General features: G+C 70.7%; 28 protein-coding genes and 1 tRNA gene. 19 read left to right on the top strand and 10 right to left on the bottom strand.

The features are described 5' to 3' along the window. Window positions 1–134: 134 nt before the first annotated feature. Window positions 135–1,580 (bottom strand): MFS transporter, encoded by a 1,446-nt coding sequence (locus tag ACLJWH_RS03940; protein ID WP_411140128.1) that lies wholly within the window; start codon window positions 1,578–1,580, stop codon window positions 135–137. A 67-nt stretch (window positions 1,581–1,647) separates the two neighbouring features. On the opposite strand from ACLJWH_RS03940, the gene ACLJWH_RS03935 reads away from it, so the two are divergent. After that, complete coding sequence (locus tag ACLJWH_RS03935; protein WP_411140127.1) at window positions 1,648–2,415, top strand: TetR/AcrR family transcriptional regulator; 768 nt, start codon at window positions 1,648–1,650, stop codon at window positions 2,413–2,415. A gap of 75 nt (window positions 2,416–2,490) precedes the next feature. On the opposite strand, the gene ACLJWH_RS03930 is transcribed toward ACLJWH_RS03935, so the two are convergent. Together ACLJWH_RS03930 and ACLJWH_RS03925 are read right to left on the bottom strand one after the other, a co-directional pair. Continuing rightward, window positions 2,491–3,804 (bottom strand): glycosyltransferase, encoded by a 1,314-nt coding sequence (locus ACLJWH_RS03930; RefSeq protein ID WP_411140126.1) that lies wholly within the window; start codon window positions 3,802–3,804, stop codon window positions 2,491–2,493. Window positions 3,805–3,942: 138 nt separating this feature from the next. Further along, window positions 3,943–4,728, bottom strand: coding sequence for a MerR family transcriptional regulator (locus ACLJWH_RS03925; RefSeq protein ID WP_411140125.1), 786 nt, complete (start codon window positions 4,726–4,728; stop codon window positions 3,943–3,945). A gap of 381 nt (window positions 4,729–5,109) precedes the next feature. Here ACLJWH_RS03925 and ACLJWH_RS03920 point away from each other — a divergent pair, with 381 nt between their 5' ends. Both ACLJWH_RS03920 and ACLJWH_RS03915 read left to right on the top strand, forming a co-directional pair. After that, the gene (locus ACLJWH_RS03920; RefSeq protein ID WP_411140124.1) at window positions 5,110–5,553 is read left to right on the top strand and encodes a hypothetical protein; all 444 of its coding nucleotides are present in this window, start codon (window positions 5,110–5,112) and stop codon (window positions 5,551–5,553) included. A gap of 12 nt (window positions 5,554–5,565) precedes the next feature. Then, window positions 5,566–6,942, top strand: a complete 1,377-nt coding sequence (locus tag ACLJWH_RS03915) for an ATP-binding protein (protein WP_411140123.1) — start codon at window positions 5,566–5,568, stop codon at window positions 6,940–6,942. Between the two features lie 258 nt (window positions 6,943–7,200). Here ACLJWH_RS03915 and ACLJWH_RS03910 read toward each other — a convergent pair whose 3' ends face one another. From ACLJWH_RS03910 to ACLJWH_RS03890, 5 genes are all read right to left on the bottom strand, one after another. Next, window positions 7,201–7,596: a GntR family transcriptional regulator gene (locus ACLJWH_RS03910; protein ID WP_381534286.1), complete on the bottom strand. Its 396-nt coding sequence runs from the start codon at window positions 7,594–7,596 to the stop codon at window positions 7,201–7,203. A gap of 187 nt (window positions 7,597–7,783) precedes the next feature. Beyond that, window positions 7,784–8,905, bottom strand: a complete 1,122-nt coding sequence (locus tag ACLJWH_RS03905; RefSeq protein WP_411140122.1) for an ABC transporter permease subunit — start codon at window positions 8,903–8,905, stop codon at window positions 7,784–7,786. Continuing rightward, window positions 8,902–9,828, bottom strand: a complete 927-nt coding sequence (locus ACLJWH_RS03900; RefSeq protein ID WP_411140121.1) for an ABC transporter ATP-binding protein — start codon at window positions 9,826–9,828, stop codon at window positions 8,902–8,904. Before ACLJWH_RS03900 ends, ACLJWH_RS03905 begins: the two co-directional genes overlap by 4 nt. Before the next feature lie 337 nt (window positions 9,829–10,165). Beyond that, complete coding sequence (locus ACLJWH_RS03895; protein WP_411140120.1) at window positions 10,166–10,654, bottom strand: GNAT family N-acetyltransferase; 489 nt, start codon at window positions 10,652–10,654, stop codon at window positions 10,166–10,168. 584 nt (window positions 10,655–11,238) lie between these two features. Next, window positions 11,239–11,751: a DNA-binding protein gene (locus ACLJWH_RS03890; RefSeq protein WP_411140119.1), complete on the bottom strand. Its 513-nt coding sequence runs from the start codon at window positions 11,749–11,751 to the stop codon at window positions 11,239–11,241. Window positions 11,752–11,844: 93 nt separating this feature from the next. Between ACLJWH_RS03890 and ACLJWH_RS03885 the strand changes: the two genes are divergently transcribed. Together ACLJWH_RS03885 and ACLJWH_RS03880 are read left to right on the top strand one after the other, a co-directional pair. Beyond that, the gene (locus ACLJWH_RS03885) at window positions 11,845–13,131 is read left to right on the top strand and encodes a recombinase family protein (RefSeq protein WP_411140420.1); all 1,287 of its coding nucleotides are present in this window, start codon (window positions 11,845–11,847) and stop codon (window positions 13,129–13,131) included. Between the two features lie 364 nt (window positions 13,132–13,495). Next, window positions 13,496–13,567, top strand: a tRNA-Asp gene (locus ACLJWH_RS03880). A 1-nt stretch (window position 13,568) separates the two neighbouring features. Here the strand turns inward: ACLJWH_RS03880 and ACLJWH_RS03875 are convergent. Both ACLJWH_RS03875 and ACLJWH_RS03870 read right to left on the bottom strand, forming a co-directional pair. Continuing rightward, the gene (locus ACLJWH_RS03875; RefSeq protein ID WP_411140118.1) at window positions 13,569–13,850 is read right to left on the bottom strand and encodes a recombinase family protein; all 282 of its coding nucleotides are present in this window, start codon (window positions 13,848–13,850) and stop codon (window positions 13,569–13,571) included. 41 nt (window positions 13,851–13,891) lie between these two features. Next, complete coding sequence (locus ACLJWH_RS03870) at window positions 13,892–14,095, bottom strand: hypothetical protein (RefSeq protein WP_411140117.1); 204 nt, start codon at window positions 14,093–14,095, stop codon at window positions 13,892–13,894. 730 nt (window positions 14,096–14,825) lie between these two features. Between ACLJWH_RS03870 and ACLJWH_RS03865 the strand changes: the two genes are divergently transcribed. The 14 genes from ACLJWH_RS03865 to ACLJWH_RS03800 all read left to right on the top strand — a co-directional run bounded on the left by ACLJWH_RS03865 (window position 14,826) and on the right by ACLJWH_RS03800 (window position 26,254). Next, on the top strand, window positions 14,826–15,158 hold the full coding sequence (locus ACLJWH_RS03865; protein WP_411140116.1) for a hypothetical protein: 333 nt from the start codon (window positions 14,826–14,828) through the stop codon (window positions 15,156–15,158). 545 nt (window positions 15,159–15,703) lie between these two features. Continuing rightward, the gene (locus ACLJWH_RS03860; RefSeq protein ID WP_411140115.1) at window positions 15,704–16,774 is read left to right on the top strand and encodes a terminase; all 1,071 of its coding nucleotides are present in this window, start codon (window positions 15,704–15,706) and stop codon (window positions 16,772–16,774) included. 15 nt (window positions 16,775–16,789) lie between these two features. After that, on the top strand, window positions 16,790–18,220 hold the full coding sequence (locus ACLJWH_RS03855; protein WP_411140114.1) for a phage portal protein: 1,431 nt from the start codon (window positions 16,790–16,792) through the stop codon (window positions 18,218–18,220). After that, the gene (locus ACLJWH_RS03850; protein WP_411140113.1) at window positions 18,213–19,205 is read left to right on the top strand and encodes a hypothetical protein; all 993 of its coding nucleotides are present in this window, start codon (window positions 18,213–18,215) and stop codon (window positions 19,203–19,205) included. Before ACLJWH_RS03855 ends, ACLJWH_RS03850 begins: the two co-directional genes overlap by 8 nt. 10 nt (window positions 19,206–19,215) lie before the next feature. Beyond that, entirely contained in the window at window positions 19,216–19,707 is a 492-nt protein-coding gene (locus ACLJWH_RS03845) for a hypothetical protein (protein ID WP_411140112.1), read from the top strand. Between the two features lie 91 nt (window positions 19,708–19,798). Next, the gene (locus ACLJWH_RS03840; protein ID WP_411140111.1) at window positions 19,799–20,737 is read left to right on the top strand and encodes a P22 phage major capsid protein family protein; all 939 of its coding nucleotides are present in this window, start codon (window positions 19,799–19,801) and stop codon (window positions 20,735–20,737) included. A gap of 7 nt (window positions 20,738–20,744) precedes the next feature. Further along, a complete protein-coding gene (locus ACLJWH_RS03835) occupies window positions 20,745–21,116 on the top strand; it encodes a hypothetical protein (RefSeq protein WP_411140110.1) in 372 nt (123 codons plus the stop codon). Then, window positions 21,113–21,436 (top strand): hypothetical protein, encoded by a 324-nt coding sequence (locus ACLJWH_RS03830; RefSeq protein WP_411140109.1) that lies wholly within the window; start codon window positions 21,113–21,115, stop codon window positions 21,434–21,436. The genes ACLJWH_RS03835 and ACLJWH_RS03830 overlap by 4 nt, the downstream gene beginning before the upstream one ends. A 4-nt stretch (window positions 21,437–21,440) precedes the next feature. Further along, window positions 21,441–21,722, top strand: a complete 282-nt coding sequence (locus tag ACLJWH_RS03825) for a DUF5403 family protein (protein ID WP_411140108.1) — start codon at window positions 21,441–21,443, stop codon at window positions 21,720–21,722. Beyond that, window positions 21,719–22,126 carry a hypothetical protein gene (locus ACLJWH_RS03820; protein WP_411140107.1) on the top strand — a complete coding sequence of 136 codons (408 nt, stop codon included), beginning with the start codon at window positions 21,719–21,721 and terminating at the stop codon, window positions 22,124–22,126. Before ACLJWH_RS03825 ends, ACLJWH_RS03820 begins: the two co-directional genes overlap by 4 nt. A 19-nt stretch (window positions 22,127–22,145) precedes the next feature. Continuing rightward, the gene (locus ACLJWH_RS03815; protein ID WP_411140106.1) at window positions 22,146–22,733 is read left to right on the top strand and encodes a hypothetical protein; all 588 of its coding nucleotides are present in this window, start codon (window positions 22,146–22,148) and stop codon (window positions 22,731–22,733) included. Window positions 22,734–22,836: 103 nt separating this feature from the next. Next, window positions 22,837–23,181 (top strand): phage tail assembly protein, encoded by a 345-nt coding sequence (locus ACLJWH_RS03810; protein ID WP_411140105.1) that lies wholly within the window; start codon window positions 22,837–22,839, stop codon window positions 23,179–23,181. Beyond that, window positions 23,133–23,591, top strand: a complete 459-nt coding sequence (locus tag ACLJWH_RS03805; protein ID WP_411140104.1) for a hypothetical protein — start codon at window positions 23,133–23,135, stop codon at window positions 23,589–23,591. The genes ACLJWH_RS03810 and ACLJWH_RS03805 overlap by 49 nt, the downstream gene beginning before the upstream one ends. After that, window positions 23,564–26,254, top strand: a complete 2,691-nt coding sequence (locus ACLJWH_RS03800; RefSeq protein ID WP_411140103.1) for a hypothetical protein — start codon at window positions 23,564–23,566, stop codon at window positions 26,252–26,254. Before ACLJWH_RS03805 ends, ACLJWH_RS03800 begins: the two co-directional genes overlap by 28 nt. Window position 26,255 lies beyond the last annotated feature (1 nt).

Here is a 26,255-nt window from a genome sequence, read left to right as displayed (position 1 = left end):
CGCCGGACGCGGGGCGCGTGGGTGGGGCGGGGGAGTGGGGAGAGGCCGGGGCGGTTGGCGGGGTGGGGCCGGGACCGGCCCGAGGTGCCGGGCCGGTCTTCGCTCCCCGCGTCAGGGGGTGACACCTCTCCGCGTCACGCGGTGTGCGGCCTGATGCGGTGGGCGGCGAAGATCCCGGCGGCGGCCAGGGCGGCGGTCAGGGCGAAGGTGGCCGTCAGGGCGGTGGAGACGGCGGCTCCGTGGGCGCCGGCCAGGGAGACCGCGGCCCCGCCCAGGCCGCTGAGTACGGCGACCGCCAGGGTCTGGGCGAGCTGCATCGCCCCGCTGGTCCCGCCCTGGCGGTCGGCCGGTGCCTGTTCCATGGTGTCCGTGGTCGCGGCGTTGAAGGCCACGCCCATTCCCGCGCCCCCGATCGCCCAGCCGGCCACGGCGGTCAGCGCCGGTACCGCGTCGACCAGGATGCCCAGCGCCATCACCGCGATGCCCGCGAGCAGCACCGCGAACCCCGCCGCGATCGGTACGGCACGGGAGCGGCCGCGCCAGCGGTCGTCGGCCCTGCCCTGCCAGGCCGCCCCGAGCACCCAGGTGATCGCGCCCGCCGAGAGCCCGAGTCCGGCCTCGGTGGCGCTCAGCTCGCGCAGCTGGACCAGGCCGAGGGGCAGAAACGCCTCGCTGCCGAAGTACGCGCCGCACAGCAGGAAGCGCAGCACCACACCGGTCGGCACCCCGCGCCGTACGGAGAGGGTGCCGGCGGGCGTGACCGAGCGCAGGGCGAGGATCCCGGCGACGGCTCCGGCCAGCACCAGGGGGACCAGCAGGGCCGGTTCGTTCAGCTGTAGCCCGGTGAGGAGGATGCCGGTGCCCGCGGCGAGCAGCACGCTGCGCGCCACCGGTCCGGTCCACCACCGGCCGTCCGCGGCCGGAACCCGGCCGGGGTGGCCCAGGCGGCGCAGCTGCGGCAGGGCCAGCGCGGCGGCGAGGGCGATGAGCGGAAGGAGGATCACGAACACGCCGCGCCAGGAGATCCGGTCGGCTATCAGGGCGGCGACGGTCGGGCCGACCAGGGAGGGCAGGGTCCAGCCGCCCGAGACGAGTGCGAACATCCGGGCCCGCAGATGTTCCGGGTAGGCCAGGGAGATGGCGGTGTAGGCCAGTGCCATGACGGCGCCGACGCCCAGCCCCTGGAGGAAGCGCCCGGCCAGGAAGACGGGCCAGTCCGGTGCGGCCCCGGCCAGTGCGCAGCCGGCCGCGAAGACGGCGAGGCCGATGGCGAGCGGGCGGGCGGTGCCGCGGCGGTCGGCGGCCCGGCCGGCGGCGACGGTACCGATCAGATTGGCGAGCATCAGCGCGGACAGGCCCCAGCCGTAGGCGTTGAGGCCGCCGAGTTTCCCCGCGATCTCGGGCAGCACGGTGGCCACGCCCATCGACTCGAACGCCACCAGTCCGACCGACAGCACGATTCCCCAGGTCAGCGCGGCGTAGGGGGCTCGGAACACGCTCTCGCGGCCGGCGTCGGGGGTGGCGGCGGGGCGGCCGGGAGCGTGGCTGACGGTTGATTCCTGTTCGGGCAAGGCGGGCATGGTTCCCCGTTCGTTTTTACATTCCGATCCGGTACGTAACGAAATTACCTTACCTATACTGACCCCCATGGCAACTCCCGATTCCACCGCCCGCGTCGGGCGCTCCGCCGGACGGCCGCGCGACACCCGGCTCGACGCGGCCATCCTGGCGGCGACGCTGCGGCTGCTGGAGGACGTCGGTTACCCCAACCTGACGATGGAGGCGGTCGCGCGGAGTGCGGGCACGACCAAACCGGCGATCCGCCGGCGCTGGCCGTCCCGGCAGCACCTCGTCATCTCGGCCCTCGCCGAGACCATGGGCACCGCCCCCACCCCTGACACCGGGTGCACCTACTGCGATCTCGTCGAGGGCATCGGGACGCTCAGCCGCGCGTTCGGCGGCAGTCTGGGCCGTCGCACCCTGCCCGCCCTGGTGGCCGAACTGGCCGACGACCCGGAGCTGGACCGCACCTTCACCGAGACGGTCTTCCACCCGAGGCGGGCCACCACCGAGGCGGCCCTGCGGCGCGGCATCGAACGCGGTGACCTCCACCCCGACGCCGATATCGGCCTGCTCCTGGACATGCTCGGCGCCACCACGTACTACCGGGTGCTCTTCGGTCATCTGCCGGTCACCGACTCGCTCGCCCATGACGTCGTCATGACGGTCATGGGCGGCGCCGCGACGCAGCGCTGGCGTGAGCGCGACCAGCGGCGGTATCAAGCGGAGCGGCGGCATCGCGAGCGGCGGTGCGACGAATCCGCGGGGGAGGGGGAGGAGGAGCGGGAGAAAGGCGAGGCCGAGGAGGCGGAGGGAGCGGCGGGGGAGCGCGGGAGTGCGGTGCGGCGCGGCTGACCGGTTGTCCGGCCCGGCGGCTGAGCGGCCGACCTGTCGGTCTGTTGGCCGGTCGGCCGCTCAGCCGGGGTGCGCTCAGGCCAGGCGGGCGACGGCCGCGGCTACCTCGGCCGTACCGTCCTCGGTGGCGAGGCGGCGGGCGGCCTCGGCGGCTCGTTCGCGGTGGGCGGGGTCGGTGGTGGCGCGGGTGATGGCCTCGGCGAGGCGGGCGACGGCGCGCTCGTCGGGTTCGTCGGAGTGGTTGTCGGAGCGGTCTGCGGCGTCGGTGGGGACGTTGGCGAGGTCCTTGAAGGGGATCGGGGCGGTGGCGGCGCCCAGGGCCGCCAGCCGGGCCGCCCAGAAAGGCTGATCAGCGGTGACCGGTACCGGAACGGTGGGGACTCCGGCGCGCAGTCCGGCGGCCGCGGTGCCCGCGCCGCAGTGGTGCACGACCGCGGACATACGAGGGAAGAGGAGCGCGTGCGGCACCTCGCCGACGGTGAGGATGTCGGGGTGGGCGCCGGGGGCGGTGTCCGCGGTCAGCCCGGCCCAGCCCGACTGGAGGATGCCGCGGACCTTGGCGCGGCGGAGGGCCCGTACGGCGAGGGTGCTCAGGCGCGCGCCGTCGCCGGCCGCCATGCTGCCGAAGCCGAGGAAGACCGGGGGCGGTCCCGCGGCGATGAAGTCCTCGACGGCGGAGGGGAGTTGGGCGTCCGGGGCCTGCCAGGGCCACCAGTTCCCGACGATGTCCAGACCGCTGCGCCAGTCCTTCGGCCGGGGCACCAGGAGCTCGCTGAAGCCGTACAGGACCCGCTGGTTGGCGGCTTCGGCGCGGCGGCGGACCGTACGGGGTGTGGCGGGCGGCAGACCGAGGCGGGTGCGGAGGTCGCGGACCGCGCCGGCGTAGAGGCGGTCGATGACGCGCAGGGAGAGGTGGCCCATGGCGCGGTTGCCCCAGCGGCCCAGCGAGCGGCCGCCGCCGATGACCGGCGCGAAGTCGCCGGTGGGGGCGTTGGGCTGGAGCGCCAGGTCCAGGGACGGGATGTCCAGCGCCTCGGCGAGGTGCCGGCCGAGCGGGGCCGTGGTGGTGGAGAGCAGGAGAAGTTCGGTGTCCTCGGTGGCGGCTTCGGCGATCCCGCCGCCCAGTTCCTGGATGAAGGCGGCGGCCTTGCGCATGAGGTCCCGTTTGCCGTTGGGGGCGGGCGCCGGTGCCCGGCCGGGGTCGGGGCGGGCGGCGCGCGGGTCGGCCGGCAGGCGGCGGAATGACAGCCCCGCGGCCCGTACGAGAGGAGCGTAGGTGTCGTGGGTGGCGAGCGTGACCTCGTGACCGGCCTCCCGGAGTCCGGCGCCGACACCGGTGTAGGGGGCGACATCGCCGTACGATCCGGCGGCCGTGATCAGGATCTTCATCGGGCTTCGACCATCAACCTTGATTGAGGGAATGGGGGATCGAGGGAATGGGGGATCGAGGGGGTGGGGGATGAGGGATTGGCGCGGGTGCGTCGGCCGATGCCGGTGTACGGCGGTGGGTGGCGGCGCGGGCGGCCGTCAGGTGTTCTGGGTGGGCGGCCGGTGTACGGCGTTGGCGTGCACGGCCGTCCGCAGGTACGGAGCGAGACCGGGCCGCTGTTCGGCCGGTGGGACGACCAGAGCGAAGGCGCGTGGGTCGGCGGCGAAATCATCCGCGATGCGGCCGTGCATATCGGTGGGGCAGGGCGTGAACCAGCGGGTGATGTGCTGCCGGTGTTCCTCGGCGAGGTCCATCGCGGTCTCCCCGGCCGCGGGTTCCCCGGCGTCGAATGCGGCGGTCAGCCGCTGCCGCCACGCGGCGGCCTCGGCCATGAGCTGCGCCCAGTCCTCCTTGGAGTGCGCGGCGGCCCGTGCCATGGAGTGCCGGTATCCCTCGGTGTGCTGCCATCGCAGATCGGCCTCGGTGGCGTAACTGAGGTCGAAGGTGATCTCCCCGAAGACCTCGAACCGCTCCTCGGGCGTCAGCTCCACACCGGTCCGCTGGACCTCTATGGCCCGCTCCGCGACCTCGACCAGCCGGTACAGTTCGGCGATCTGCCGGTTGAGGAGACGGTGCCGGGCGCGCAGCTGCCCGAGGGCGTTGGCCTGCGGGTCTTCCAGGATGGTGGCGATCTCGTCGAGGGCGAAGCCGAGCTGACGGTAGAAGAGGATCTGCTGGAGCCGGGCGAGGTCGGCGTCGCTGTAGAGGCGGTAGCCGGCGGCGCTGCGTTCGGTGGGCGAGAGCAGCCCGGTCTTGTCGTAGTGGTGCAGGGTGCGCACCGTGATCCCCGCGAAGTCGGAGACCTGCCCGACCGAGTAGCCCATGGCAGCGCCTTTCCTGTCGTCGATGGGTCGCCGGGCCGCTGCCCGCCTGTCGTACGTCCGTGAGGCGTGTCCGCGCCGTGCGTCCGTGTCGTCGTTCATGCTGCGCCCTGACGTGGGGTGAGGGTCAAGGCTGTCCCGTTTCGACGCGAATGAGGAGCGGGACGGAGCGAGATGGAGCGGGACGGAGAGAGGCAGAGCAGGGAGATATAGGGGGGTATGTGGACTTATGGGCCGAAATCAAGTGATGAGAGTCGGTAGGGGAGAGGTGACCGGGGCAACGCCGGACACCGCCCCCGCTTCGGGTGGACCGCGGATACATTTGTCTGGAAACGGCCCGTCGATCCTGTGTACCCATGCCCCGTCCGGCTGCCTGAGGATTCCGTGCGATCATCCACCGCGACCGTCTGCGTCATCACGGTTCTCACCGCCTGGCTGCTCGCCGGGTGCGCGGAACCGCACGGGCTGCGCGTCATCGGCCCGGCCGTCTCGCCCTCCATACCCGCCGGCCCCGTCTACATGGCGGACGACGAGGGGCGGCCGGTGAAGCGCCCGGACTCCTTCGTGCTGAACGAGTCCACCATGGTGTCCGGGCTGCACTGGACGGACTGGGGCGGGCCCACCGCGGAGGCCACCGGTGATCTCCGGGGGACCTGGTGTGTGCCGGGATGCACCGACAAGCCGTACCGCGTGAAGGTCACTCTCAGCGGAGTGCAACGGCAGGAGGCCCACGCGTACTACTCCCGGGCCGGTGTCGTCGCGCCGGAACTGCGCGGTGCGAAAGCCGCCGAGCTGGGCAGGGTCAGCCTGCACACCCCCGAGTTCTAGGACGGGGACGGGATGGGTCTGCGCGCCAAGATCGGCTTCGCCATTGCGGCCACCGCCGCGGTGGTCGCGGTCTTCGTCGGCCTGCTCGTCCACCACCACACGGTGAACGCACAGCTCGACATCGCCGCGGGCTCCCTCGACGGGCGGTTGCAGACCGCGGTGCAGGACCGGGCGGCCGGGGTGGACAGCGGGCGGGCGCTGATCAACCCGAGCGATCTGCCGCCGCCCCTGCGGAAGGTGGTCGAGCAGGGCAAACGGGGCGTCTATCTGGATACGAGCGGCCGGACGCCGAATCTGTGGGCGGCCAGCCCGCTCGGCCAGGACGTCGTCGCGCTCAAACGCACGTATCTGAAGGAAGAGGAGACGGTAGCGGGGCTGGACCGGATTCTGTGGGTGGCCGGGACGGCCGGTACGGGGCTGGGCTGTGTGGTGGGCCTGCTGGTCGCGCACCGGCTGGGCCGGCGGCTGACCGCCTCCGCCGCGACCGCCGAGCGGATCGCCCAGGGGGATCTGAGCGCGCGGCTGCCGCTGACCGGTAAGGACGAGATCGGGCAGCTGACCAGGGCGGTGAACACCATGGCCGAGGCGCTCGCGGCCCGGCTCCAGGCCGAGCGCGAGGTCACGTCGAACATCGCGCACGAGCTGCGGACCCCGGTCGCCGGGCTGGTCGCGGCGGCCGGTCTGCTGCCGCCGTCCCGCCCCACCGAGATGGTCCAGGAACGGGCACAGCACGTACGGGGGCTGATGGAGGACGTCCTGGAGGTGGCCCGGCTGGACGCGCGCACCGAAGAGGCGGACCGGGAACTCCGGCCGCTGAGCGAACTGGCCCGGCGGGCGGTCGCGGCGACGGTGTACGGGGGCGGAGCGGGCCGCGGGAGCGGTACGGGCGGCGCGGCGGGTGGTGCGGCGGGTGGCCCGGACGCGCCCGCGCCGCCCGTGCGGATACGGGTGCTCCGGGAGGGGCTGGTGGAGACCGATCCGCGCCGGGTGGAGCGGATTCTCGCCAATCTGATCAGTAACGGGCTACGGCATGGCGCCGCGCCGGTGGCCGTCGAGATCGAGGGCGGCGTGGCGCGGGTGCGGGACACCGGGCCCGGGTTCCCCGAGGCGCTGCTGGCGCACGGCCCCCAGCGGTTCCGCACCTGCGGTGGCTCGGGCGGTCCGGGGCTGGGCCTGGGGCTGACCATCGCGGCCGGCCAGGCGCGGGTGCTGGGCGCCCGGCTGGCCTTCGCCAACCCGCCCGGCGGCGGCGCGGAGGCCACGCTCGACCTGAACGGATCGCTGCGTACGGAGACGGCGGACGGCGAAGACGGCGGAGACGGCGACAAGGGTGCGGGGAGCGCGGGCGAGCAAGGGGGCGAGGGCCGGAAAGGGAGTGCTGACCAGTAAGAGGGTGCGGGCCAGTAAAGAAATGCGGGCCGGAAAAGGGTGCGGGCCGGAAAAGGGGACGGGGACACCGCGAGCCGATGCCCGCCGTGTCCCCACGACCGTTCTTGCGCCTGCTTCTGTTCTTACCCCGGTGTCTGCCTCTGCCCCGGTGCCTGCCTCTGCCCCGGTGCCGGCCCGGGGTTGACCCGGCCGTCACGGGCCGGGGCAACCCCAGGCAGGCACCGGTCCGGATACCGGCTACCGGCCCCGGACGAACGGTCACCGATCCGGATACCGGTCCTGCAACACGGAGTTCACCAGCGCCTGTACGTCCTCGCGGGCCAGGCCCTCGGCGCGGGCCCGGTCCATCCAGGAGCGCAGTTCCTCGCGGAGCAGCGCGTCCGCCGCGGACTGGGGACGGGCGAGCGTACGGCTGACGAAGGTGCCCAGCCCCGGCCGCGGTTCGACCAGCCCCTCGCGTTCCAGCTCGCGGTACGCCTTGAGCGTCGTATTCGGATTGACCTTGGTCGTGGCGGCCACCTGCGCGGCCGTCGGCAGCCGGTCGCCCTCCACCAGGATGCCCAGCCGCAGTGCCTGCTGGACCTGCTGGACGATCTGGAGGTAGGTGGCGACGCCGCTGCGGCGGTCGATACGGAACTCGACGGCGCTCACCACCTTCCTGCCTCTGCTCCCCGCGCTGTCCGTGCTGTCCGCGCTGTCCGTCTTGTCGGGACCGTCCGGCCCGACCGCTTGATGATCGGGCCGGCCGTGCCGGGTGTCAAAGCGCCACCCGGCCCCGCGGGCGGGCCACCGGGCGCCCGTCCGCGGCCCGCCCCGTATCCGTCGCTGCCTCCGGCGCCGTTCAGAGCGGCCGCCGGCGGGCCTGCCATATGACGAAGCCGAGCACCAGCACGGTCAGCGCCAGCAGAATCCCCGCGCCGAGCCACTGCATCCCCGCCATCTGTCCGTAGTCGAAGTACTGGATCACCCGGTTGACGATGCCCAGCTTCGCCCGGCACGCGTCGGCGGTGGCCTCGGGTGCGTTGCAGGTGTTGATGCCGAAGAGCTTGCCGTCCGCGCTCGCCAGCCAGTCATCGACCGGTACGGAGCCGCGCGGCAGGACGGAACCTTCGCCGTCGAACGGATAGGTGTAACTGCGCAGCGTGCCGAGGTGGACGCGTACCTTCTCGGTCCAGATGAGGGACGTTGCCGCGGCGAAGACGGCGGTGGCCACCATCGCCGCCACCACCCGCTTGATCAGCATGCCGAAGGCGATGCCGCAGGAGGTGAGGAAGAGGGTCATGGCTACCGGGACGGGGCCGGTGCTGTCGAAAGCGCCGCCTTGCAGCCAGTCGCCGAACATGGCCAGTTCGTGGGCCGGTGACCACATCCAGGTGAAGGCGGCGGAGAGCAGCGTGGTGCACAGCACCGCGATGGCCAGCGGCAGGGCGAGCGTGGTCGCGATCCACCGGCTGCGGCCGGTCGACTGGGTGGCGACGAGCTTGACGGTGCCGCGCTCCTGCTCGCTCGCGATCAGCGGGGCGCCGAGGAAGATGGCGACGAGGGCGGGCACGAACGTGAGGAACCCGGTGTCACTGCTGAACATCGAGCTGAACTCGTTCTGGAACTCCATGAGCAGATCCCCCGTGGAGCCGGGCGAAGAGCCCTTGGTGTGGAGGAAATCCATCACCCCGATGCGCTCGTACGCGAAGAGCGCGCAGGCGCCGAGGGTGACCAGCAGACCGATACCCAGGGCGGTACGGTTCCGGCGCCACACCAGCCAGGGGAGACCGCGCAGCAGGCGCCGCCCCGGGGCGGTGGCGGGTGCCGCGCCCCCGGCCGCCGGTGTGCTCGTCCTGCCGCCCGTACCGAGGGCGCCGCCCGTACCGTCCATGATGCTCGTTCCGCTTCCGCCGCTCGTCCGCCCCGCACCGGCCGCACCGCTCCGGCCGGCCGTGTCGCTCGTCCCGCTCACGCCGCTCACGCCGCCGTCTCCCGGCTGCCGTCGAACCGTGCCTCGTCCGAGATCAGGGTGGGCGCGTCGGGCGAGCGCAGGTAGGCGAGCAGTACCTCCTCCATGCTGGGCGACATCACCTCCCAGCTGTCGGAGAGCGGGCCGTGCGGCCGGACCAGGGCGCTGAACTGCCGCCCGGTGACGCGGGCTTCGACGACGACGTGCCGGCTGCGCAGTTCCTCGGGCACGCCGCCGTCCACGGCCACACCGGTCACCAGCATGTGCGCGGGAACCAGGACATCGGTCTCGCCCGCCATCCGCAGTTGGCCTTCGGCGAGGACGATGAGGTAGTCACACATGTCCTCTATCTCGGAGAGCATGTGGGACGACATCAGCACGGTCGTGCCGTGCTCGGCGGCCTCGGCCATCAGCAGCCCGGACATCTCGTGCCGGGCGAGCGGGTCGAGGTCGGACATCGGCTCGTCGAGCAGCAGCAGATCGGGCCGCTTGCCGAAGGCGAGCGCGAAGGCGACGCGGGTGCGCTGGCCGCCGGAGAGGGTGCCGATCCGGGCGGTGAGGGGCACGTTTCCGGACCGCACGATCCGCTCGGCCAGTGCCTGGTCCCAGCGCGGGTTCAGCTCACGGCCCAGCCGCAGCGTCTCGGCCACGGTGAAGCGCGGGTAGAGCGGCTTGTCCTGGGCGAGGAAGGAGACCCGTTCCAGGACGGCCGGGTCGGAGACCGGCACCCCGAACAGCCGCAGCGTGCCGGTCGTCGGCTGCACCAGCCGGGTCGCGGCACCCAGGAACGTGCTCTTGCCCGCTCCGTTGGGGCCGACGAGGGCGCAGACGTGCCCGGCCGGGAGCCGGAACGAGCAGTCCCGCAGCGCCCAGCCGCGGCGGTACTTCTTCCCCAGGCCGTCGGCCTCGATCGCCCATGGGCTCGGGTCGCTCACCCGGATCCCCCCTTTAGCTAGTTGATTAGTGGAATGAGTATGGAGAGCGGCCGGGATGCCTGTCAAACGACTCGGGGCCCGGTGGATTTCGTCAGCCGAGGGGGCGGTAGCACGGTGTCGGGGGCCGGGCGAGGGCGCGCGGGCCGGGCGACGGCGGAGGGCCGGGTGATGGCGGGGTGGGGGATGGCGGGGCGGCGGGCGGCGGCGACCGGTGCGGCCGTGGCCTCGCCCGGTCGCCGCCGGTCCCGCATGGGTGCCCCGGCGGGGTCCACCGGTCGGGTCTGCCGATCGCCCGCCGGTCGTCCCGTCAGCCGGTTGCCCCGCCGGCGCCCGTCGGTCAGTCGCCCCGTCGGCCGGTCAGCGACTTGGCCATGCAGATGCTCTCTTCGTACGTCCGGTAGTAGCCGAACTTCTCCACCGTGCGGTAACCGCTGGAGCCGTAGAGCGCGATCGCCTCGGGCTGCTCGGTGCCGGTCTCCAGCACCATGCGGATACGGCCCGCGGCGCGCGCGTCCGCTTCGAGAGCGGACAGTATCCGCCGCGCCAGCCCCCGTCCGCGGGCCTGCGGGAGCACGAACATCCGCTTGATCTCGGCGTCGCCCACCCGGTATCCCTCCGCCACGTCCTCCTGCACCCGCCAGCCACCGGTGGCCAGCGGCTGCCCGTCCTCGTACGCCATCAGGTACGTGCCGTTGGGCGGTGCGAACATCTCCGCGTCCAGCTGCGTCAGGTCGCCGTCGCCGTAGCGCCGGACGTACTCCTGCTGGACCAGTTCATCGAGCTTGACCGCATCGGGGTGGTCATAGCGGACGGCGAGTATCTCCATTCCGGAAAGCGTACGGGTGTGCGGGCGGGGGAGGTGATGGGGCCGGAGGGAATCCCGGCCCACCGGGGCCGTCGCCACCGGCCGGTGAGCCCGCGGGCCTGGTGAGTGGGTGGACACGGTGGTCCGGTGGACACGGCGGTCCGGTGGACACGGTGCGGGGCGGACCGACACGGACGGGGCGGCGGCCGTCCTCACCGCGTCGGCGTCACCGGCCGGACTGTCGAGGCGGCCGCGGCGGGCCGGGGCTGCTGTGCACGACCGGGGCCGCGGTGACCGAGCCGGGGGCGGCGTGTGCGTACCGCCGACGGTCGTGGTGGGTGGGCTCGTACTGCCTCCGGCACCCCGTACACGTCCACTTCCAGAACTCCGGCCCGTGCTTGGTGTGCGTCGTGTCCTTCCACAGGAGCCGACGGCCGCACGCCGGATCCGGACACTCGGGTGGCGGTGACATGGGCGGCCCCTTTCGCCGGCGGCACGGACAGCGGCCAGCCTTACGCCGCCGGCCGTGCCCGACGCGCCGGTACCCCGCCGGCCATCCGAACGAGTGAGCCGCCGCTCCCCTGTCCCGCACCTTTCGCCACGCGCTACCGCTGTTCTTGCTCCGCGCCGGTGTCCGCGCCTGCGGTGGTACGGCTGACCAGCCGTTCGTAGCGCTGCCTGGCTGCCTGCTGGGTGCCGAGCCCCAGCCCGAAGGCGATCTCCTGCCACGTCATGCCGCGCCCCCGAGCCATCTGGAGGAGCCCGGCCTCCAGCTCGTCCATTTCCCCGCGAGCCCGCGGGACGAGGCTCAGCGCGGCGGTGATATCGGCATGGTCCACCTCCGGCTCGCCCTCATCGGCCCGCGCGGCACCACTGAGCAGGAAGGACACCAGCCTGATCGCCTCATGGGGCCCGATGGCCGTGGGGTGCACCTGCCGGCGCCGCTGCTCGTCGGTGGCCGCATGCCGCTCGGCGATACGGAACAAGGACGCGTACACGCGATGCGCTCGCGCCTGGCCCGGGTGCGGGGGCGTGAAGGGGTCGGTGGACGGGGTGGCGGTTGGGGCGGGGGACGGGGCGGTGGGCTGGCCCGTGGGCTTACCGGGAGTTGAGGACATGCGGTCAGCATGGACGGCACATGAGTCGATGTCAACGGAATGTTGTGAACAGATTGTTTATGTGGTGTCGGGCTCGACGGAGAGGAGAACGCGCTGCTCGGACAGCTCGCGCGCCGCGTCGTAGGCGAGCCAACCGGCAACGGCACTGCCGTACGGGTTCACCCCCTGTGGCAGCCTGGCCCCTGGGGCGACGGCGACGGCTGGAAACTCGCACCGGATGGGACGGCTGTAGAGGTCCTTGAGCGCATCATCCGGAACGTGCTGGATGGCAAGAGCCTTCAGTCCATCGCGTTCGACCTGAACGACAGTCAGGTATTGGCCCCGCGCGACTACCAAGCAGTTCTCCTAGGGCGGAAGCCTGGTGGGATGCGCCACGGACGCATGATTGAGCGGTTCAAGTGGACGGCTGGCACCCTGTCCAAGGTGCTGCGAACCCCGACCCTCATGGGCCACAAGACCCACAAAGGAAAGACTGTCAGAGACAAGGACGGCGTACCGATCCTGATAGGCGAACCGGTCCTGGAGCGCGACGAGTTCGACAACCTTCAAGAAGTGCTGAGCAGTCGAACGCCTCACCGTGCCCGGCGTCGGAAGGACACCCGGTCGCTGCTGTTGCAGGTGGCGCACTGTGAGGGGTGTGTAACCCGCATGTACAAGGCTCCGCGCACGAGCGTGCCCCTGTCTGATTACAACTGCCGTGCAGCGGCCCACGGCGTGAAATGCCCCTCTCCGGCCGGTATCCGTGCGGACTGGCTGGAGGAGTACGGGGAACGGAAGTTCCTGGAGCTGGTCGGCCCAGCCCGGATGACTAAAACGATCACGTACAAGGGGTACGACCCCGGGCCGGAGCTGGCGGAGGTCACCCGGGAGCTTCGGGAGCTGTACAAGGACAAGGATGCCCGAAAGTCCCGGACAGGCCGCATGATCTGGCAAGAGGAAGTAGACGCGCTGGAACGTCGTGCGGCCACCCTGGAGGCCACGCCGAAGGTGGAGGCCCGCACGGAGGTCATCGAGACTGAAGAGACGTTTGCCCAGCACTGGCGGAGCCTGGCGCCGGCCATCCCCAGGTCCAAGGTCAAGCCGGGTGAGTTGCTGTCGGATCAGCCGGTCATGCCGGAGTCCTTGGAGGACATGAGCGAGGCCGATGTGGCGGCCCTCCAGGCCGATGTCCGGGCCTGGGAGGCGTACGACGAAGCGCACCGCGAGGCGATAGGCGAGCGCCGCCAGATGCTTATAGATGCTGAGGTCAAGATCTACGTGAGCAAGGGGCAGTCCGGCGGCGACAAGCGCGATCCGCAGATGGACGAAAGCCGGGTGCGGTTCGTGATCGAGAGGGAAGACCCGGAGGCGGACGTGATTGTGTACGACGCGCAGGACTGAGACCTGGATCACTTCATGAGGGAGTCGCCCCGCCAAGGGTGCGACTCCCTCTCACGGTGGGCTAGTCCTGCGTACGGAGAGTGGCCAAAAGTCGGATTCCAGGGCCGATAAACGGCCCTAGCAACCTTCTTTTCTATATCCGTGACTAAGAAAGTAGTTGCGTAGGGCCGTTTTTCGGCCCTGAGGCCAGAGTGCGGGGTCGAGGCTTCCCGGCGACCTGTCACGGTCCCCATCTAATTCAGGTGAAGGAGGGTTCCGTGCCGCACACTCCAGCGTTCGACGTGGAGGCGTGAGCGCCCCGCCCGCCCGGCTCCTCCCGCGCGCCCCGGTGTCTTCCGGGATGCTGCGCGGGAGTTGAGCCCCTGACCTCGTAGCTCAATGGGAGAGCGCCCGATTGTCGGTCGGGTGGTCGCCGGTTCGATTCTGGCCGGGGTCGCTTACGGCCGTCCCTTGATGGTCTCGACCTGGACCCCAAGGTCCGCCAGCGTGTCCCGGATGAACCGGGCGGTGTCTGCGGAGCGGGTGATCCTGGACCACTCTAGGACGCGGACGGTGTCGCCGGACTCCACGGTTCCCACCAGGTCCCGCCATCCGGTGCCGGGTTCGTCGGTGGAGATCCGGAAGTCGGAGAACACGGTGGTGCACCCCGACTCGTATAGCTCGGCGGCCTGGTCGTCGATCTGGGCGGAGTCGGTCCGCGCGTACCCGTAGACAGTCATACGCCGGAGCGTACTGCTCACTCCCGCGCGGGAGGCTTCTTCTATTTCTGGGCCTCCACCATCCGCAGATCGTCGTACGGCACGAAAGCCACGAACACCTTCGACTGCTGATGCTTCCGCCCGGTGAACAGAACGCCGTGTTCCACAAAGTCCACGTCCTTGGCTTCTACGGTCTGCGTGCTTCCGTCTCTGAAGGTCACCACAAACGTGGTGACGGCGGGCCCAGTCAGCTTCTTTTCGACCATGTGACGGATTCTAAAAGCCTTGAGGGGGACCCCTGGCCTGGCATGGCAGCGACCGGCGTTCGCGCCTCCCGGCGGACTGGTCGGTCCGTCGTCTGTCCGTGTTGAAGCGGGACGGCTTCCAGTGCCGGGGCGTCCTCCGGGACACGGGGGCGCGGTGTGCGGCACCGGCCACTGATGTGGACCACGTCGTTCCGGGCGACGACCACGACTCGGCGAACCTTCAGGCGTTGTGCCGGTGGCATCACGCGCGGAAGTCGAGCGCGGAGGGCGCGGCGGCGCGGCGGAGGCCGGTGTCCCGGCGACGGCCGGTCGGCCGGCATCCGGGAGACCTGGGCTGAGTGGCCAGCCCACGGTGTTCTTCGCCTTCTCCATCCAAGACGCAATGAGCACCGCATCCGCGGTGGTCGTCCCGGCCGTCTGGGGTGGGGGTAACCCCCTTCTGGCCTGGCAGGAAGACCGAAGGGTGATAGCGGCTCGGAATCTGTACGGGTTCCAAGGTCCACCAGGGGGGCATTGGCTACAGCGAGTAGCGCCGTGACCTGGTCGGACGGTCCCGGAGTGTGACCACGACAGACGTACGTAACGCCCCGTTCGGGGCCCGATGGCCCCGGGGGTGCCTGCCATGCCTGGACCCGTGCCCAAGCGGTCCGACCAGCGCCGGAGGCGCAACACGGATGAGGGCCCGGCCTTGGTGAAGGTGGAGGCCGGTAGGGCCCCGACCATCCCTCGGGTGTCCGGTGACTGGCACCCCATCGCGAAGCGGTGGTTCCAGTCTCTGAAGGACTCCGGCCAGGCCCAGTTCTACGAGCAAAGCGACTGGCTCACAGCGGTGTACGTGGCGGAGGCCATGAGCCGGAACCTGGGCCAGTCCAAGTTCAGTGCCCAACTTTTTCAGTCGGTCATGTCGGCCATGACTGACCTACTCACCACGGAGGGGGCCCGGCGTCGGGCCCGCGTGGAACTGGAGCGGGACAGCGCCGGGGAGGACCCGGCAGAGACGGCCCGCGTGACTCTCATGGATGCGTACCGGAAGGCGGCGGCGGGCGGTGGTGGCGCGACTTGAGCCCGTGCGCACGACTCCGGACACCGTTCCGGAGCTGACGCGGACCCTGGGCTGGGACGTGCTCCTGTGGACCTCCCGCTACCTCCTCCAGCCGGACGGCCCCGATGCGGGCCAGCCCTGGCGGTTCACCCCGGAACAGGTCCGGATTGTGCTCCGCTGGTTCGAGATCAACGACGCCGGGGAGTTCACCCGGCGGCAGGGCACCATCCGGCGCCTGAAGGGCTGGGGGAAGGACCCGTTCCTGGCGGCCCTGTGCGCCGTGGAGTTCGTCGGCCCGTGCCGGTTCGGCGGATGGCGGGAAGACGGGACTCCCATCGCGGTGCCGCACCCGGCTCCGTGGGTCCAGGTCTGCGCGGTCAGCAAAGACCAGACCCGCAACACGATGCGTCTGTTCCCCGGCATGTTCTCGCCGGAGTGCATCGCGGAATACGGCATCGACCTGGGCAAGGAGATCATCTACGCCCGCAGTGGGGCGGTGATTGAGGCCGTCACCAGTTCGCCCCGTGCGCTGGAGGGCGGCCGATTATTGCTCCACGTTCGTGGTGATGAACGAGACCCATCACTGGATCTCGTCCAATGGCGGCCACGAAATGGCGATGACCATCGCGGGCAACGTCGGCAAGTCCCGTGGTGGCGGTGCTCGAACCATGGAGATTACGAACGCGCCGTTGCCGGGCGAGGACTCCGTGGCGGAACAGACCTGGCACGCCTGGTCGAAGTTCGCGGAGGGCAAGAGCCGGGATTCCGGCATGTACTACGACTCCGTGGAGTCCCCGCCCGTGGACCTGGCGGACCCGGACCAGCTCCGGGCCGGCATTCTCGCGGCGCGCGGTGACGCGGACTGGCTGGATGTGGAGTGGATCGTCTCCACCATCTACTCCGGCCACATGCCCCGGAGCCGGTCTCAGCGGATGTTCCTGAACCAACTGGTGACCGCAGAGGACCAGTTGATCAGTCCGGAGGACTGGGACGAGTGCGCGACGGATGACCGCCTGGAGGGTGGCGACGCCATCACCTTGGGATTCGACGGTGGGCGAACCGACGACGCCACGGCCCTGGTGGCCATGCGCGTGCGGGATCGCCTGATCGTCCCCCTGGGCGTGTGGGAGAAGCCCGACGGCCCAGCCGGGGACGGCTGGGAGGTGGACCGCCAGGCCGTGGACGGCGCGGTCCGCAACGCCATGGAGCGGTACGACGTGCAGGCGTTCCACGCGGACGTAGCGCTCTGGGAGAGCTACGTGGATGCCTGGAGCGAGGACTACCGGGAGCGGCTGGTCATCAAGGCCAGCCCGCAATCCGCAGTGGGCCGGGACATGCGCGGCGGTCTCCAGGAACTGACCCTGGCCAACGAACGGTTGGTGTCGGCCGTCGAGAACGGACAGGTACGCCACTCCGGAGAAACGTTTCCTCTTGGCCGCACGTTGCGGCGGCACGTGCTGAACACCCGGCGTCGGCCGAACCGCTACGGGCTCAGCTTCGGCAAGGCCAACCGGGAGTCCGCCCACAAGATCGACGCCTACGCCGCCACGCTGCTGGCCGACCTGGCGAGACATCGACTCATCGAATCCGGCAAGACGCGGCCCTCCGAACGATCGGGGGCCGTCTTCTTTTTCTAGGAGCGGCGCAGCGTTTTGGCAGTCACGAATTCCTCCCCCGTGGAGCTGGCGGAGTTGGGGTTCTCCCGGCTCCGCGCGGACCGTGAGCGGCTGGACCGAATAGACCGGTACATGCGTGGCGAGCATGACGGGCCCTACATCCCCCGCAGCGCCACGGAGGAATACAAGCTGCTGGCCAAGAGGGCTATTTCCAATTGGCTGCCGCTCCTGGTCAAGACCCCTTCCCAGGCCATGGCCGTGGACGGCTACCGCCGCAGCGCAGGCCCGGACGAGGCGACGCCGGAGGAGACTCCGGTGGAGTGGCGGGCCTGGCAGGACAACCGCATGGACGCACGCCAGACCCCCGTCCACCGGGCCGCGCTCACCTATGGCCAGGCGTTCGCCACGGTCCTCCGCGACCCGACGGACCCGGCCCGGCCGGTCATCCGGGGAGTGTCGCCCCGGCTCATGCACACGTCCTACGAGGACCCGGCAGCCGACGCGCTCCCGCTGTGGGCGCTCCAGGTGGAGACCGTCCCCGATGCGGAGGGCGTGGAGGCGCGGGCCTGGCTGTACGACGCCACCCACGTCTATGACTTCCTGGTCGGCGGGAAGGGCAGCCCCCGGCTCCTGGCGTCCCGGCTTCACGGCATGGGCGTGTGCCCGGTCGTGCGGTTCGCGCCGGACATCGACCTGGAGGGCCGGGTCACGGGCGTGGTGGAGCCGATGATCCCGATCCAGGACCGTGTCAATCAGACGGTGTTTGACCTGCTGGTTTCGCAGACGTTCGGGTCGTTCAAGGTGCGCACGATCAGCGGCATGGCGCCGGAATTCCGGCGTGATCCGGATACCGGGGAGATCCTTTACGACGCTAACGGGCGTCCTCAGGTCATTCCGATTCAGGCGGACGCAAGCCGGTTCCTGGTGGCGCCCGACGTGGACACTAAGTTCTCTCAGCTGGATGAAACCCCGTTGTCGGGGTTCTTGGACGCCATCGAGCTGGCGACCAAGCACCTGGCCGCCCTCTCCCAGCTCCCTCCGATGTACCTGGGCGTGGGGTCGCTGACGAACCTGTCGGCGGAGGCGATGGCGGCTGCCGAGATGGCGCTCTCCCGAGCGGTGGACGAGTACCAGCACGCCCTTGGGGAGTCCTGGGAACTAGTCCTGTTCCTGTGCGCTACGGTCGTGGGCGCGGCACCGGACGCCCAGGCAGAAGTCCTCTGGAAGGACGCGGAAAGCCGCTCCCTGGCCCAGACGGTGGACGCCCTGGGCAAGGCCGTTCAGATGCTCCAGGTTCCGGCCCGCGCCATGTGGTCGCGCATTCCCGGCGTCACGGCTCGGGATGTGGAGGAGTGGGCGCAGATCCAGGAGGCTGACGACCCCGGCCTACGCATGGCGGACGCGATGGCGTCGGCCGTGGCCCCGGCGCCGGACACGGAGCGCTTGGCCGGCGGTAGCGGTGAGTAGAGCAACGGCGGCCCTCCTCGATGAGCACTGGCGCGCACAGGCCCGCATCGGTGCGGATGCCTCCGCCCAGTGCCTGGTCCAGTGGTCGCGCGTGAACCCCCACTCCCTGGAGGAGTCGGGGGCCGCGTGGCTGACCTGGATGCTGGCGCTGATCCGCGGGGAGCGGCGCAGGTCCCGGAGCCAGGCGGCGGGGTTCTATCGCCTCTACCGGGCCTTGGAAACCGGCCGCACTCTCCCGCCCCTGTCCGGGGAGCACGTGGGCGAGGCCACGACGCTGGGGGAGCTGCGGGAGGACTGGGCCCAGCAGACGGACACAATCCGCACCCCGGAGCCGGACGACGGCGAGGAAATCCGGCTGGACGGCTTCGACTGGCCGGAGGAACCGGAGGACGCCCACGACCGCGCGGCCGTCGCGTCCCTGGTATCCCAGGGCCCCGCCAAGCTGCGCCAGAACGTGGCCCAGGTGGCCGACGAGCAGGCGCGCGGCAGGCTGGACGAGGCCGGGTTCCTCCAGGATTTGGAGGACGCATCACGGACGGCGGGCCGTACGTCCGCCGGAGCGGCAGACCGGGAGGCACTAAGGGCCGGACGGGACTTGATCGACCGGGCGTCGAGGCAGGACCGGCAGGCCATCGGCTGGGCCCGCGTGACCGACGGCAACCCGTGCGCGTTCTGCGCCATGCTCGCCTCCAGGGGCGCCATCTATAGCTCCCAGACCACGGCGGCCGGTGGCGGCCGACGCAAGCCGAAAGGCTCCCCGGACGGGCGCGCTCGCGCGAACCGGCGGCCCCCGGTGTCCCGGGAAGACCTGACCCGCTACCACAACGGGTGTCACTGCCAGACGGTCCCGGTGTTCAGCCGGAACGACTTCATGACCCCCGACGCCCAGCGGTTCGACCGGGAATGGCAGGAGGTCACGCGCGGCAAGGCAGGCGCGGAAGCCCGCGCGGCCTGGCGGCGCCACATCGAATCATCACGACGTTGACGGAGGCCCCATGGCGGACACCGCCACCCCCAACCCGACCGACTCCCCGGCGGAACATGTTCCGTCTGACGACGGCCAGGAGGTCCAGCAGGCGGAGCGCCAGGACGATGGCCAGGAGCTGGACGCCGACGCGCTCCGCGCGGAGCTGAAGGTGGCCCGCGACCAGGCGGCGCGATACCGGGTCAAGGCCCGGGAGACGACGGAGGCCCTGAAGACAGCCAAGACGCCGGAGGAGTACCAGGCGGTGGCGGACCGCGCGGCGGAGCTGGAAACGGAACTCCAGCGGGAGCGCCTGGCCCGGAAGTACAGCCTTCCGGACGCGCTGGCGGAGCGGATCTCCGGTACCGATGACCATGCCCGCGAGGCCGACGCCAAGACCTTGGCGGAGCTGTTCCACAGCAGGACCGGCGGCATGGGCCGGGGCGGCCTTGATCCGTCGGTCACGCCGGCCCCCAGCGACCCGGGAGAGCTGGCGGCCAGCATCCCGCGCGCCCGTCGGTAGGCATTTTCACAGCAGCACCAAAACCAAGGGTTCATGTCCAAGGCCCTGGGGGTGCTGCGTGCTGGCTCGGGGCCCAGCCTGAGCGGAGCACATGGCAAACGCATTTCTGAAGTCGGAGACCATCGCGGCCACGGCCCTTGGGCTCCTGGAACGAGAGCTGGTGCTCTCCAACCTGGTCTGGTCGAACGCGGGGTTTGATTTCACCGGCGCCAAGGCCGACTCGGTCACGGTCCGGATTCCGGCCCAGCTCAACGCCCGTGAGTACGACTGGCGAAACGACCGGTCGGAGGACATCGTCCTGGACGAGCTGGCGGAGGACTCTCTGACCGTCCAGCTCAACAAGGACATCTACAGCGCCGTGGCGGTCACGGACGAGGAACTGACCCTGGATATCCGGGATTTCGGTTCCCAGGTTCTCCAGCCGCAGGTCAACGCCGTGGCCAAGGCCATTGACGCGGGTGTGGCGAACATGATCGAGACCGCGACGTACAGCGTCCCGGCGATCGCCATTGATGAGAAGGACCCGTTCCCGGCCTTCATCGACGCCCGCGCGGCCCTGAACAAGAACGAGGTGCCGACCAACGACCGGACGCTCCTGATCGGGGCCGACGTGGAAACCGCGCTGCTGAAGTCCGGGCGCTTGAACGACGTGTCGAAGTCCGGTTCGGACTCGGCGCTCCGTCAGGCCATGATCGGCAACCTGGCCGGCTTCAACCTCGTGACCTCCAACGCGATCAACCCGCGTGCCGCGTACGCGTTCGTTCCGTCCGCGTTCGTCCTGGCAACCCGCGCCCCGGCCATTCCGGCCGGTGTCACCACGGGTTCCTCCCAGTCCTACAACGGCCTGGCCATGCGGTGGGTGCGCGACTACGACGCGGCCAAGCTGCGGGACCGCTCCATCGTGAACCTGTACGCCGGGTTCAACGTGATGACGGACCCGGTGGGCGGCGGCAAGAACCCCGCCAAGCGGCTGGTGCGCGCGGTGAAGCTGGACATGCCCACCGCGTCGAAGCCCCCGGCCGACAAGTAGGAGCCGCATGAAGCCCCTGGCAGACGTAGCGGCCCTGGAACAACGCCTGGGGCGGGAGCTGGTCGGGGAGGAGCGCGTCCAGGCGGAGGCCGCGTTGGCCGATGCCTCCGCCCTGGTGCGGGCGTACGGGGATGCCTGGCCCGATCCGGGCCGGGCCCCGGCCGTCGCGGTGGCCATCGTCCTGGCGGCTGCGGAGCGGCGGGTCCGCAACCCCGAGGGGTACCGGTCGGAGCTGCAAGGCGCCTACCAGTACCAGCTTCCTGCGTCGCTCCCGATTGGGGTCGGCCTGACAGACGGCGAAGCGCGGATGATCCGGGCGGCCGTCGGTACGTCCGGGGTGTTCGCGGTGCCCGTGGAGTCCCTGGGGGGTGCGCTGTGAGTCTGTTGAACTCCGGCCCGGACCGGGTCACGGTCTACCCCACGGTGGACGTGGACGACGGGTACGGCGGCACCAAGCCGGGCCCCGGCGCCCCGGTAACGCTCCGCGCCCGGGTCCTACCGGCGACCACGGACGAGAGCGGGGAGGCCGGTTACCTGACCGGCACGGAGTACCGGGTGTACGCCCGGTCCCTGCCGGCCGGGCCCTGGTCCCGCGTCGAGTGGGCCGGGGTCACGTGGGCCGTGGTCGGGGAACCTCAGCGCTTCGGCGGGGACCGGCGCCTGGCCCACGACGTGGCGACGATCCGGAAACGAGGGTGAGCCCATGGCGACGGTGAAGGCCAACGCGGACAGCGTCGTGGCGCACCTGCGGGGCGTTCGGGACGCGGTTGCGGACGAACTGGACCACCGGGCCGACCGGGTGCGGGCGGTCGTCGAGGCGCACCGGCACACCGGGGCCTTGGCGGCCCACACCCGGGTCCGCACGAACCGGACGGACTCCACGGTGACCCTGGAGGACCCGGCGGTGTACGCAATCAACTACGGACACCTGGCCCCCAACGGCCGCTGGGTGCCGGGCATCCACGCGATCGAGGCGGGCCTATGAGACCAGTCCTTCCCGATGTGGACGCCCTGGTGACCGACGCACTTCGCGCCGGCCTGAGCGGCGCCACGGTCCGCGTGCTGTGGCCCGGCGACTGGGCCGACCGTCTCCCGCTGGTCGTGGCTCGCCGGGTGCCCGGCGGCTCCTCGAACCCTCTCGGTATCGACGTGGCCCTGATCGACGTGCAGTGCGCGGCCACCGACCGACGCGACGCGTCCCGCCTGGCCCGCACGGCCCGGGTCGCCCTGGCGGAGGCGTGCAGAGCGCAATTCCGCGGTGCCGACGGCTACCTGAGCCGGTTCGAGGACGTATCGGGGCCGGCGGAGATCCGCGTGGGTGAACCGCAGGCCGGGCCGGACCTGTTCCGGTTCGAGGCCACCTACCGCGTGACCGCGCGGCCCCTCTGACCTACCCCTGGAGAACAGTTTGGCTCTGATCGACAACGCCGCCATTGTCCCGGCCGGCGGGTACATCTTCATCGCTGACCCTGATACCGAGAAGCCCGGCGACCTGGCCGACCCGACCAACCCGGGCGGTGCGTGGGAGCACGTCGGGCACACCAAGCTTGATCAGCTCCCGGAGTTCGGTCGGGACGGCGACGACCCGGAGATCAAGGGGAGTTGGCAGAACGCCAAGCTCCGCGCGACGACCCCGGACGTGACGTACTCCGTCACCTTCCAGTCCATCCAGGCCACGGCCCTGACCTATCAGCTCTACTTCGGCGCGGGCCCGGCAGCCGTCCAGGCGGACAAGTCGTTCCGCATCCCGGCCACGCCCACCCCGCAGACCAAGGCACTCCTGGTGGTCCTGGTGGACGGCACCAGCTACCTGCCGCTGTACCACCCGCGCGTCTCCCTCCTGGGCTCCGACGCGGTGGGCATGTCATCGGACGACTTCGTGTCCTTCCCGATCAAGGGCACATTCCTGGGCTCCACGAAACTGGGCGGTGCCATCGGCGAATGGGCCCAGGTCGCGGCTCCGACGCCCCCGCCCCCGCCGCACAGCGGCGACTAGCGAACCCGTCTGCCGACGGTTCGTGAACATCTCCTGCCTGGCCGGTCCCTCCAGGCGGAGGACTGATTCCTGGGATCACCAACACGACCTGTGGGGACGACCCTTGGCACTTTCTTGCGCGGACATGATGGCGGAAGCTGCGGCGGAGTACGAGGCTCTTCCGCTGGAGACACGCGCCGGCGAAACGGTTCACCTCCGCAACATCCTCATGCTTCCCGACGACGGCCTGAAGGCGGCCCGCGCCATCCTCGCGCGCTTCGGTGAGACCGGGTCGGCGGACCTGGAGGAGCTGGTCCCGAAGATCCGTGACCTGCTCCTCCTGGTGGCCGACGACCCCGCCGCGCTGAAGACGGAGATGAAGGACTGGCCGCTGGCCGTGTTCGTCCGCACCATCGGTGAGTGGCAGGAGGAGACCCAGGTGGGGGAAGCTCCGCGCTCGGACAGCTAATCGATCAGGGCCACGGCGCAGCACTGCGGGCGGACCTCCAGCGCTACTACGACCTGGACCTGGCCGACCTGTGGAGGGGTGCCCTTACGCCTCGCCGTGCCTGGCAGCTCACCGAGCATTTGCCCCCGGACTCCGCCCTGGCCGCATCGCTGGCTGGCGGGCTCGAACATCGCGGCTGGACGGTGCAAACGCACCTGCTGGCCGCCCTGTTGGACGCCGTGCGCTTCGCCGACGCCAACAACGTCCGCGTCTCCGGCGGACGCCTCAAACGGGAACCGGTTCCCGTTCCCGTTCCACAGGTCAAGGCGGACAAGCACGAGCGGCCACGCCTTGACCTGTCCACGCACCCCTTGGCCAAGCCCATTGCACCAGGGGGTATTTCATGGCCGGCCCCGGAGGCCGCGAGGTAGGGCGCCTTTCGGTCCGTGTCCTTCCCGACACGAGCAACTTCGCCGTCAGTCTCCAGCGCTACCTTGACCGCATCGAGCGGCGGGCCCGCGTCCAGGTCCAGGCCATCCCGGACCTGGACGGGTTCCGGGAGAGGTTGAACGCCAAGCTGGCGCGCGTCCGCGCTCGCGTCCGCGTCAACGTGGACCCGGACCTGTCCCAGTTCCGCTCCACCCTCCGCGAACGTCTCCAGGGTGCGAACGCCGGCCTTGGCGTCCGCCTGGAGGTCAACGAGCGAGAGATAGCCCGGCTGCGTCGGGAGCTGGCGCGCATCCGGCCGCCGATGACAGTCCCGGCCCGCGTCGAGGCGGACCGGGACCGGCTGGCCACGCTGGCCCGGGACGTATCCAACGTGGGAGACAGCTCCGGCGGCGCCGGCCGCAAGGTGCTGTCCCTGGTGGGGACGCTGGGCAAGCTGTCCACGGCCGCCTCCAGCATTCCGGCGGTGGCGGGACTGTCGTCCTCCATCGCGTCCATGGGCCCCGCGGCTGCGTTCGCCGCGCCGGCCGTCCTGGCCCTGGCATCGGCGGGCGTGGCCCTGAAGGTGGGCATGTCCGGCCTGGGCGACGCTTTGGCCGGCGACGCGGAGGCCATGGCCGAACTCGCCCCTGCTGCCCAGGACTTCGTCACGCAGACCAAAGCCCTGGGGCCGGCGTGGGACGAGGTGAAGCGTTCCGTCCAAGGCTCCCTGTTCCAGGGCCTGGGCGACACCCTCACCCGGACCGCGAACGCGGTCCTGCCTGTGCTGCGGACAGAGCTGTCCGGCGCCGCCTCCGCACTGAACGCCATGGGCAAGGACACCCTGGCCACGGCCCGCACGCTGGCACAGGACGGCGCGCTGGGCCGGGCCCTCAGCGGGGCGACCCGGGGACTTCAGAACATGAAGGGCCTTCCCGGAACGGTCCTTCAGGGCCTGGTCCAGCTTGGCGCGGCGGCGGCTCCGACGTGGGAGCGGATGACGGCCTCCATGGGCCAGGGCCTGGACCGCCTCCGGGCCAAGATGACCGCGGCGTTCGAGTCCGGCGCGATGCAACGCGACATCGAGGCGGCCGTAGGCGTGGCCAAGGAGTTTGGCGGTGTCCTGGCCAACGTCGGCAAGGCCCTGGGTAACGTCCTGGGCGCGGCGGCCGACGCCGGGGGCGGGGCCCTTCAGGTCCTCTCAGAGCTGGCAGCCACGGCGGCGCGGGTCACGGCTACGCCGGAGGCCCAGGAGACGTTCCGGGCCCTTTTCGAGACCGTGTCGGCGGTCGGCAAGGCCGTCTCCACGATTTTGGGTGGCGCGTTGAAGGCGGCCATGCCGCTGTTGAACACGCTGGTCACGACTCTGGCCGGGCCGTTGCAGAGCGCGGCCGGGGCCCTGGCCCCGGTCTTTGTTCAACTGGCCCAGAGCCTGGGGGCCGGTCTGGCTCCGGTGGTCAAGGTGGTTGCCCAGGCCCTGGCCGCGATCCTACCGATCGCGGCCCAACTGATCAGCCAACTGGCCGGGGCCTTGGGGCCGGTGCTGGAGATCGTCGGTGGCCTGGTGGCGAAGATCGCTGGAGCGCTGCTGACGGCCTTGAAGCCGATCCTGGCCCAGCTTCCGAGCATCCTTGGACCGATCCTTTCGGTGATCGGAGAGCTGGCGCCGATCCTGGGTGACCTGGTGGGCCAGTTGATCAGTGCCCTGGCGCCTGCTCTGGCGACGATCGGAAAGGCACTGGGTGACCTCCTGGTCTCCTGCGGTCCGCTGATCACCGCCCTGGGCACGTTGCTGGCGGGTGCGTTGAAGGCCCTCGTTCCGGTCATTACGCCGGTGATCACGCTGGTGGGCAAGGTGGCCGGTGTCCTGGCCGAACTGGCGTCGAAGTACATCACCACCATCGTGGTCCCGGCGATCAACGCCATTGTGGCGTTGCTGCGTGGCGACTTCTCCGGAGCGCTGGACGCAGCCAAGTCGGCACTGTCGGGGCTGGCGTCGTTCTTCGGGAGCATCTTCACCAAGATTGGCTCCGTCGTCCTGTCCGGAGTTTCCGCCGTGGTCGGCTACTTCGCGGACCTGGCGTCACGGGCGTGGGCGCAGGTCAAGACCATGGGCTCCAACATTGTCTCGGCGGCCCGCTCTGGCCTGTCGTCCATGGGTGACCGGATCTCCTCCGGCATCTCGTCCGCTGTTGCGACCATCCGCAGCCTTCCCGGCCGGGCTCGGGATGCCCTGGGCAACCTGGGCTCCACTTTGTGGAACGCGGGCGCGAGCCTGATCCGCGGCTTCATTGACGGTATCTCGTCCATGATCAGCAGCCTGAAGAACAAGCTGGGGAGTATCACGTCCATGCTTCCGGACTGGAAGGGCCCGGCGGAGTTGGACGCCCGCATCCTGGCTCCGAACGGCCGGCTGTTGCTGAAGGGCTTCATGCGCGGCATCGAGGACCAGGTCCCGGCGCTCAAGCGTCAACTGGGCGGCATCACTGCCGACATGCCTGCCATGGCTGGCACACGGCCGGTACTGGCCCCTGCCGAACAGGCCCGGCCTGGTATGCCGCGGGGCCGCTCGTCGGCCGCAATCACGATCGAGAACTTTCACGCTGGCGACATGCAGCCCGCCCAGGTCGCGCGTGAACTTGACTGGCTGATGAAGGCCCGGGGGTGAC

Origin of the sequence: Streptomyces sp. x-80, from assembly GCF_046549095.1 — a bacterium.
Lineage (GTDB): Bacteria > Actinomycetota > Actinomycetes > Streptomycetales > Streptomycetaceae > Streptomyces > Streptomyces celluloflavus.
This window is presented reverse-complemented; position numbering and strand designations above follow the sequence as displayed.